Source organism: Cognatishimia sp. (genome assembly GCF_964229375.1).
Lineage (GTDB): Bacteria > Pseudomonadota > Alphaproteobacteria > Rhodobacterales > Rhodobacteraceae > Cognatishimia.
In genome coordinates, this window is the sequence record NZ_CAXREH010000142.1 from 1 (window position 1) to 9080 (window position 9080).

Here is a 9080-nt window from a genome sequence, read left to right on the forward strand (position 1 = left end):
CACGCGCGATTTAGTGCGTTGCATAGAGTCTGTTTTCGTCTCTGAACTGTCAAATTAGAGACTGTTTTTGGATCTGGCCACAGATGGGATTTTCCGGCGCAACTTTTGCGAGTCAGGCCTGTGGAAAAAACCCTTGCCAGAATCTATAGCTCCAAAGATAATTACGCAAAATACTGTTTAAAACGGGTTTAACCGTAACAAACGGCAGAAGCTGATAATAACGACCCCGACTTGAGGCAACCTAAAACAAGAACGGGCCAAAATACAGAGGGCAGAATGAACTCGGGCCAGGAACGCATTGACGTATTGGTGGGAGACCACGCCGCGCGCTTGTCAGAACGACTGCAAGCGCACCGTGAGCAGTTGTTTCCACCTAATGCACGGAAAGAATTGAGAAAATTCACCTCTGGTGAAGCGGCAGAGCTTTTGGGAGTGAAGGATGCCTACCTGCGCAAACTGCACCTAGAGGGCAGGGGCCCAGAGCCAGAGATCCGCGCGGGCGGACGGCGGTATTATTCGCCCGAAGACATCCAGAACCTGCGCGAAGTCCTTGAAAACGGGGCGAAAATCCCCGGAACCTACCTGCCGGGTCGCCGAGAAAGCGACCATTTGCAAGTGATTACCGTGATCAACTTCAAGGGCGGGTCAGGCAAAACCACCACCTCAGCACACCTTGCCCAGAAGATGGCGCTGGATGGATATCGGGTATTGGCGGTGGATCTGGACCCGCAGGCGTCGTTGTCTGCCCTGCATGGGTTTCAGCCTGAATTCGACCTTCTGGACGGTGGCACCCTCTATGATGCGATCCGTTATGAAGACCCGGTTCCCGTCGAGAGCATTATACAAAACACGTATTTTACCAACCTCGACATCATTCCGGGCAACTTGGACCTTATGGAATTCGAACATGAGACCCCTCGGGCGATCTCGGAACGGTCCGGTAACCTTTTCTTTACCCGAGTTGGGGACGTCTTGGGTCAAATCGAGGCGGATTATGACGTTGTTGTCATGGACTGCCCGCCTCAGCTGGGGTTTTTGACCATGAGTGCCTTGTCCGCTGCAACCGCCGTTTTGGTGACCGTACATCCTCAGATGCTGGACGTGATGTCCATGTGCCAGTTTCTGTTGATGACCTCGAATCTGCTTGGTGTGGTCGCAGAGGCTGGCGGCGACATGTCCTATGACTGGATGCGCTATGTTGTGACCCGCTACGAGCCGGGTGACGGGCCGCAAAACCAGATGGTCAGCTTTATGCGCTCGATGTTTGGCGATCACGTTTTGAACCATCCGGTGCTGAAATCCACCGCGATTTCGGATGCTGGTATCACAAAGCAGACATTGTACGAGGTCGAGAAATCTCAGTTCACACGCAGCACCTATGACCGCGCGATGGAGAGCCTGAACGCGGTCAACGGCGAGATCGAGGCCTTGGTGCAGCAAGCTTGGGGGCGTCGCTGATGGCACGGAAGAACCTTTTGCAAGGGCTGATGGATGGCGCGGGTGACAAAAAGACCGGCGAGGGCGCAGATGCCTCCGCCAAGCCCGTAACAACGCCGCGCTATGCCAAGGGGGCCATTGGGGCGGTCAGCCAGTCCATTCAGGAACTCAAGGCGCGCTCTGTTATCGAGGTGGACCCTCGGATGGTGGATGCCGCCGGTGTTGCCGACCGTTTGGAAGAGGATGACGCCGATCACGCAGCGCTGGTAGAGTCGATCCGTGAATATGGCCAGCAAGTGCCGGTGCTGTTGCGGCCAAACCCGAACTATCCGGAACGCTATCAGGTGGTTTACGGCCGCCGTCGCCTGCGTGCGATCAAAGAGCTTGGCCTGCAAGTCAAAGCGCTGATCCGCGATCTGGACGACCGCGCGCTGATTTTGGCGCAAGGCCAGGAAAACACCGCGCGCAAAGATCTGACCTTCATCGAACGCGCCAACTTTGCGCGGCAGATGCGGGACGACGGCTATGAGCGCAAGGTGATCGGGGACGCGCTGCATGTGGACAAGACCGTGATCTCGCGCATGCTGAGCGTGGCCGACGTGATCCCGGTGGATCTGATCGAAGCCATCGGCCCTGCCCCCTCTGTGGGCCGCGATCGGTGGCTTGCGTTGAAAGATGCGATGGACCGCACCGGGGCCTCTAGCACCGAAGCTGTCGCGCTGATCGATCCCGAGATGGGCTCAGATCATCGTTTCAAGGCCTTGCTGGAATCACTGGAAGCGCGGCTCAAGAAACCAAAGGCCGCCCCTAAAATCGAAGCCGCAACCGTTGCGGACGTAGACGGCAACACACTTGCCACGGCGAAATGGGCGGGCGGAAAAATGACGATGGTGATGCAGGCAGACGGCGGCTTTGACCGTTGGCTTGCTGACAACCTCAAGGAGATTCACCGGACTTGGAAATCTGAGACCGGAGAATAGGGCAAAAATCAAAAACAGCCCGATTGGATGAGACACGAGCAGAACGGAGGCACGACAAAGACGGAGAAAAAATAAAGCCCCTCGGAAAGTAATCGCTGAGGATCAATCCCAAGAGGCCCTAATTCGTGTTTTAGCACCTCCGAATCTAGTGCCCCGCGTTGACAGCTGTCAACAGGCGTCGGACTCCGACGGGCAAAAAATCTTTGTCTCGTGAAAATTTATGCAAGCTTTGACAATGACGCCTTTCGGGCGGCAGCCGGTAACGGCTGGCCTGATGAAACAAGTGAGCGAACTGCGCGCGGCGCGCACCCTGCCCGACCCAACCGCCGAGCCTGTGAACAAATGGGACGTGTTGCGCAATCTGACGGCTGCCTCAGATGACTTTGGGTTGAACCGGTCCGCGCTGGTGGTTTTGCAGGCGCTGCTCAGCTTCCACAAATCTCCCGAACTTGGCACGGACGACCTTGTGGTTTTTCCCTCCAACCGTACGCTTGCGACACGCGCGCATGGGATGCCTGAAAGCACCCTGCGCCGTAATCTTGCTCTGCTGGTCAAAGCCGGATTGATTGCGCGTCACGACAGCCCAAACGGCAAACGCTATGCTGTGCGTCGCAACGGCGACATTGCCCGTGCCTTCGGGTTTGATTTGTCCCCTCTTGTTCTGAACGCCGAACGCATTGCCCTGGCAGCTCAGGAGGCACAACAGCGCGAAGATACGCGCGTCGCCTTGCGTGAGAAAGCCATGCTGTTGAAACGCGATGCGTGGAAATTGCTGGACTATGCAAAGCTCAACCAGATGACAGGCCCTTGGGACGCGCTAGAAGCCGCGCTTACGGCCACTCAAACCCGTTTGCGGCGCAAGCTAAACATCCAAGAGCTAGAAGCGATCTGTGAGGCTCTCAGCGCCTCTGTGGATCATTTGACGGATATCCTGACCCCAGACATCGAGAAACCAAAAGAAATGAGCGCCTGTGACGACCAAAATGAGCGGCACATACAGAATTCAAATAAAAATAAATTAGAATCTGAACAGCGCGAAGAAACAGATCAGGTTGAAACCACACCGATCGTCACATCCGTCCCGATTGCGGTCGTGAAGCAGGCATGCCCAGATATTCTGCCATATGCCCAAGGCGAACTCCGGCAAAATGCTGATTTGGTTGAAACAGCTCACCATGTTCACGCAATGATGGGGATTACCTCGGATGTCTGGCATCGCGCCATGCGGGTTATGGGCGCAGAACAGGCTGCGTTGACCTTGGCCTGTATGCTGCAAAAGATCGAGACGATCCGAAATCCGGGAGGCTATTTGCGGCGCCTGACGCAGCGGGCAGAGGACGGGTCATTCCACGTTTGGCCCATGCTGAAAGCACTTTTGCCAGATGCGGGAACGCGGGCAGGGGGCATGGCGTGACAGGGCGCAAGTTGACAGCTGTCAACGCGGTTAAAAAAACTTGTGCCCGCAATGAAAAAACCTGCTTGCGTCCCGCGAAAGGTTTCATTAAGTGACGCTCCAGTGCCCCTATAGCTCAGCTGGTAGAGCAACTGATTTGTAATCAGTAGGTCCGCGGTTCGAGTCCGTGTGGGGGCACCATCTTCACCCAAAATCACATTGGCTTTTCGGAATTCCCGCACACGCGTTCTGTTTCGCTAAAACCTGTCCGGGCCTCGATGGTGGATGGGCACGGCCCCAAAGCCGCACCCGTTTTTCTTAGACTTCCAAATGGGTCGCGCTGCGTTCCCAGGCCAGTGGTTTCACAACCTCATCCAGCGGAGTTTCCGCGACGTGGTTGATGTAGTTGGACATGACTTTCTGAGACAGACCCAGAATGATGTCCAGTACCGCACGGTGCGAATAACCTGCCGCGAAGAACGCCTCGACTTGTGCGTCAGATACGTTGCCACGCTGGCGCAGCATTTGAACGGTGAATGTGCGCAGAGCTTCGAGTTTTGCAGAGGGCAGGGGGGTCTCGTTGCGCAGCGCCTCGATGATCTCGTCTGACACCTTCATGCGTTTCGCGATGCCGGTGTGTGCTGGAACGCAATAGTGGCATTCGTGTTCGACGTTGATGGCCTGCCAAACAACCGTCAGCTCGTCTGCATCAAACGCGGTTTCGGTGAACAGCTTGTGCAGCACTTGATAGCCTTCCAGCACCTGCGGGCTTTCGGCCATGACTTTGTGCAGACCTGGCAGACGGCCAAAGGCTTTCTGCGAGTTTTCCAGCAGCGGCTTTGAGCCCTCTGGGGCGGTGTCAATGTCGTGGGACGGGAAATCAACCATTCTTCAGCATCCTTAAAAAGTTGTGGTCTCTTGCCATTTAGTCTTTTTTGAGCGATCACTCAAGAATATAATTGAGTGATCATTCAAGAATTGGTGAGCCATGCCCCGCAGACCAGCCTATGACCGCGATGTCCTGATCGACCGGGCCCGTGACATTTTCTGGCAACAGGGATGGGCGGGGACGTCGTTGAAGGATCTTGAGGCGGTTCTGAATATGAAGCCCGGCAGCTTTTATGCAGCTTTCGGATCAAAGGACGCGCTGTTTGAACTGGCCCTAGAGAAATACGCAGCGGATGGAGCCAACCGTCTGTTGCAGCTTGCAGAAGAGCAGGGGGCCTTTGAAACGCTCAAGCAATATCCGCGACTGGTGATTGAAAACGGTGCAGCGGCGGCCAAGGCCTGTATGTTGGCCAAAACCGTGTTGGAACTGCGCGCGCGCGAACATGCGCTGGCGGAAAGGGCCAACGCGCTTTTGCTTGAGGCTGAGGCGCGGTTTGCCGATCTTTTCAGAGCGGCGCAGGCCTCGGGCGATATTCAGGCCGGGCATGACCCCAAAGCCCTGGCAAGGCGCTATCAATCAGATCTGATCGGTCTGCGTATTTCGGCTGAGCGCGACGGGGTGGACGCGCCGGCGATTGCCGGCGAGATCGCGCAAAGTCTGGACAGGCTTTAGGGCAGGGGGCTAGCCCGGTTTGCGCAGATGCCAGACCTGCTCGCTTGGGAAGTCCCGTGCCCAATCCGCTGGGATAAAGGCGCGCATTTCGGTTTGCTCTTCCGGCGCATAAAGCTCCTGATAATTCTCAACCTCAAACCCGATCTCGCGGAATAAGGCGAGCCATTCCGAGAAGCTCAACACAAAACAGATCCCGCTGGGGTCGATCTCGACTCTGGTCCAGTCAGCGCCCCACAGCCCCTTATAGGGACGATGCAGCTGTCGCTCGGCAGGCGCGCCGCTTTCCGGAGAACAAATAATCGCCAGAGGGTGATTGCCCAGAAACACCAGCCGTCCGCCCGGACGCAGCAGGCGATACGCTTCGCGCAGCCAGATATCCGGTGGGCACCAGATCGCGGCCCCGTATTCCGAAATTGCGAAATCAAAGGCGGCATCAGGCAGACCGGTCTTCTCGGCGTTGCCTTCGATGAAGGTGATGTCGACCTTGTGCTCTTGTGACAGCGTCCTTGCAGTGGCCAGCTGTTTTTCTGACACATCAATCGCGGTCACCTGTGCGCCGCGTTTGGCCATCCATCCCGCCACATAGCCCGTGCCACAACCCAGCTCGATGACGTCTTTTCCGTCCAGATCTTTGGGCAACAACCCAAGGTCCGCATCAGGCAGGTTCCAGATGCCCCACTGAGGCTCTGAGGACCACAGATGACGGCCCCCAGCGACCCAGTTTTCGGCGTCGTCGTTCCAGACGTCTCGATTGATCGTCACATAATCCTGCGCCATCACACGGCCCTCACTCTCAAACACTGTCCCCGCTATAGCATGAATCGCAGTTTTGACATTTTTGTGCGGCCAGATCCGTGTCGAGACGCGAAACAACGGCTGTATGCGCCTATTTTATTGGGGCTTGCACTGACCTGCCTATAACGTTTGCAAAACGCCGCCTGCTTGGGCATCTTGCGCGCATGGAATTTTTGCCGTTTTCCCACAGCAACCTTTTGGTAGCCATGGCGGTTCTGGTGTCGGTTGTGTCCGGTTTTACCGGCCTGTCCCTGACGCGAGACCTGTCGTCCAAAGCGGTGTTTGAACGCAAAGTCTCTGTGGCTCTGGCATCGGTCGCGCTTGGTGGCGGGATCTGGGCGATGCATTTCATCGGGATGCTGGGGCTGCAACTGCCGATCCTGTTTTTCTATGATGCGGCGATCACGCTTGTCTCTGCTTTGACGGCCATTCTGATCGTCGGCGCGGCACTGATCCTTTTGCACTTCACGGAACGCACCCCGATCATAATCACCCTGGCTGGGGGAATATTGGGGATCGGTATTCTGGTGATGCACTACATCGGCATGGCGGGGCTCGAGCTGTGCAAGGCGGTCTACACACCGCTTGGCTTTCTGTTTTCCTCGCTGCTGGCGATCGGGCTTTGTGTCTTGGCGGTCTGGGTGGCCTATGGGCAGCGCACCAACCGCAATATCCTGCTGGGGACGCTGTGTTTTGCCGCCGCCGTCTGTTCCGTGCATTTTCTGGCCATGTCAGGCACGCAGTTTATTGCGCTGCCGGGGTCCACAGAATTCGGCCCGCGTATGAGCAACGAGACTTTGGCGCTTGGCGTGATTGTCTTCAGCTTTGTCATCTTTGGGGCCTGTCTGTGGGTGGGCGTCACCTATCTGGTCAGCGCAACGGAAGTGGCCGACACCGACGCAGATGACAGCCTTGATCCGGTGCCAGCTGCGACGCCAGCGCCAGAAGTGGCAAAGCCAGCGGCTTTGCAGATCCCTTGTGAGCGCGACGGTGGCAAAATCTTTATCGCGCCCTCTGAGGTGCTGTTTGTGCGCGCAGACGGCCATTACACACAGGTATACACCGCGCGCGAGCGGCTGTTCTGTGTCTGGCCCATCACCGAAGCCTCGAAACGATTGATTGCCTCAGGGTTCATGCAAACTCACCGCAGCTATTTGGTGAACCCGACGCATGTCATGCGGTTTGAGCGCACCAAGGACAAGGGCGTATGCCTGTTTGACGGCGACGACGTACCCCAAGCCCCCGTGAGTCGCTCCAAGCTGCGTGCAGTGCAGGATATCCTGGCGGCGCAGGTCAGTGCAGTTCGTGCACCATAGTACGCAATTGGTGCAAAATCCCCGTTTTTCATTGATTTTTTAATGCCTGTTGTGCCGGGCCACGGCACTTCTTCTCCCTAGCCAGAACATTTGCTTGAAGGGAGGAAAGCCGATGATTCCAGCGGCATTCGAATATCACAGACCCAAAGATCTTGCCGGGGTCTTATCCATTTTAGAAGAACACGGAGATGACGCGCGCGTCTTGGCAGGCGGTCACAGCCTGATCCCAATGATGAAGCTGCGCATGGCTGATGTTCCCCATCTGATTGACTTGCAGAACATCGAAGGTCTCGACGGAATCGAGATCGACGGCGACACAATTCGCCTTGGCGCGATGGTCACGCAATCAGACCTCATCGACAACGCGGCGCTGTCGGAAATCGCGCCGATCCTGAAGGAAGCGGCCTTGCAGATCGCGGACCCTCAGGTGCGTTACATGGGCACCATCGGTGGCAATGTTGCAAACGGCGATCCGGGCAATGACATGCCGGGTCTGATGCAGTGCCTTGATGCGACCTTCTCGCTGCTTGGTCCGGACGGATCGCGCGACGTTGAGGCGCGTGAGTTCTATGAAGCGGCCTATATGACCGCCCGTGAGGACGAAGAGATTCTGACAGGCGTCACCCTGTCCGCTCCGAAAGGCGGCTACGCTTACGAAAAGCAAAAGCGCAAGATTGGCGACTATGCCACGGCTGCGGCTGCGGTTCAGATCGTCAAGGAAAACGGTGCCTGCGTTTCGGCATCCATCGCGATGACGAATCTGAGTGACACGCCGGTCTATTCCGAAGCAGCCGGCAACGCGCTGGTTGGAACTGCTGTCGATGACGCAGCGATCAAAGCGGCCGTTGCCGCCATGCTTCAGGACATCGACCCAACCGAAGACAACCGCGGCCCCGTCGCATTCAAGAAACACGTTGCCGGTGTGATCCTGCAGCGCGCGATTTCGCGCGCGTGGTCGCGGGCATAAGGGAGGCCTTTCAATGTCAGATAAAATGCACATTAAACTCAAGGTGAACGGCAAGGACGAAGAGTTTCTGGCCGAACCACGCGAGCTGCTGATCTATACGCTGCGCGAGCGGCTGAACATCACGGGTCCGCACATCGGCTGCGAGACCTCGCATTGCGGTGCCTGCACAGTCACCATCGACGGCAAATCCGTGAAATCCTGCACCATGTTCGTGGCACAGGCAGATGGCGCCGACATCACCACAATCGAAGGCATCGGTGACGCTGACAGCCTGCACCCGCTGCAGATGGCGTTCAAAGAGCACCACGGTCTTCAGTGCGGCTATTGCACGCCGGGCATGATCACGCGCGCTACCAAGCTGCTCGAAGAAAACCCAAACCCGACCGAAGAAGAAATCCGCTTTGGTATGGCCGGCAATATCTGCCGCTGCACCGGGTACCAGAACATCGTGAAATCCATTCAGGCCGCCGCGTCTGAAATGAATGCAGCTAAGGAGGCGGCAGAATGAAAGATGAAGTCACAAGCCGCGAAGAGCGGGTCGAAAACCTGAAAGGTATGGGCTGTTCGCGCAAACGCGTGGAAGATGCTCGCTTTACTCAGGGCAAAGGCAACTATGTCGATGACGTCAAAC

At 56.7% G+C, this 9080-nt stretch carries 9 protein-coding genes and 1 tRNA gene; 8 read left to right on the forward strand and 2 right to left on the reverse strand.

From position 1 onward, the window contains the following. Positions 1–276 precede the first annotated feature (276 nt). The 4 genes from repA to ACEQWH_RS10775 all read left to right on the forward strand — a co-directional run bounded on the left by repA (position 277) and on the right by ACEQWH_RS10775 (position 4011). A complete protein-coding gene (gene repA / locus ACEQWH_RS10760) occupies positions 277–1458 on the forward strand; it encodes a plasmid partitioning protein RepA (RefSeq protein ID WP_370230666.1) in 1182 nt (393 codons plus the stop codon). Further along, entirely contained in the window at positions 1458–2417 is a 960-nt protein-coding gene (gene repB, locus ACEQWH_RS10765) for a plasmid partitioning protein RepB (protein WP_370230669.1), read from the forward strand. Before repA ends, repB begins: the two co-directional genes overlap by 1 nt. 235 nt (positions 2418–2652) lie before the next feature. Beyond that, positions 2653–3831 carry a plasmid replication protein RepC gene (gene repC / locus ACEQWH_RS10770; RefSeq protein ID WP_370230688.1) on the forward strand — a complete coding sequence of 393 codons (1179 nt, stop codon included), beginning with the start codon at positions 2653–2655 and terminating at the stop codon, positions 3829–3831. A 104-nt stretch (positions 3832–3935) separates the two neighbouring features. Next, positions 3936–4011, forward strand: a tRNA-Thr gene (locus ACEQWH_RS10775). A gap of 117 nt (positions 4012–4128) precedes the next feature. Here the strand turns inward: ACEQWH_RS10775 and ACEQWH_RS10780 are convergent. After that, on the reverse strand, positions 4129–4698 hold the full coding sequence (locus ACEQWH_RS10780; protein ID WP_370230672.1) for a carboxymuconolactone decarboxylase family protein: 570 nt from the start codon (positions 4696–4698) through the stop codon (positions 4129–4131). Between the two features lie 100 nt (positions 4699–4798). Here ACEQWH_RS10780 and ACEQWH_RS10785 point away from each other — a divergent pair, with 100 nt between their 5' ends. Continuing rightward, complete coding sequence (locus ACEQWH_RS10785; protein ID WP_370230674.1) at positions 4799–5371, forward strand: TetR/AcrR family transcriptional regulator; 573 nt, start codon at positions 4799–4801, stop codon at positions 5369–5371. 9 nt (positions 5372–5380) lie between these two features. On the opposite strand, the gene ACEQWH_RS10790 is transcribed toward ACEQWH_RS10785, so the two are convergent. Next, on the reverse strand, positions 5381–6172 hold the full coding sequence (locus tag ACEQWH_RS10790) for a class I SAM-dependent methyltransferase (protein ID WP_372521399.1): 792 nt from the start codon (positions 6170–6172) through the stop codon (positions 5381–5383). 158 nt (positions 6173–6330) lie between these two features. Here ACEQWH_RS10790 and ACEQWH_RS10795 point away from each other — a divergent pair, with 158 nt between their 5' ends. The 3 genes from ACEQWH_RS10795 to ACEQWH_RS10805 all read left to right on the forward strand — a co-directional run bounded on the left by ACEQWH_RS10795 (position 6331) and on the right by ACEQWH_RS10805 (position 8957). Next, positions 6331–7482, forward strand: a complete 1152-nt coding sequence (locus tag ACEQWH_RS10795; protein WP_370230680.1) for an MHYT domain-containing protein — start codon at positions 6331–6333, stop codon at positions 7480–7482. A gap of 112 nt (positions 7483–7594) precedes the next feature. After that, a complete protein-coding gene (locus tag ACEQWH_RS10800; RefSeq protein ID WP_370230683.1) occupies positions 7595–8449 on the forward strand; it encodes a xanthine dehydrogenase family protein subunit M in 855 nt (284 codons plus the stop codon). Positions 8450–8462: 13 nt separating this feature from the next. Next, positions 8463–8957, forward strand: a complete 495-nt coding sequence (locus tag ACEQWH_RS10805; protein ID WP_370230686.1) for a (2Fe-2S)-binding protein — start codon at positions 8463–8465, stop codon at positions 8955–8957. Positions 8958–9080 lie beyond the last annotated feature (123 nt).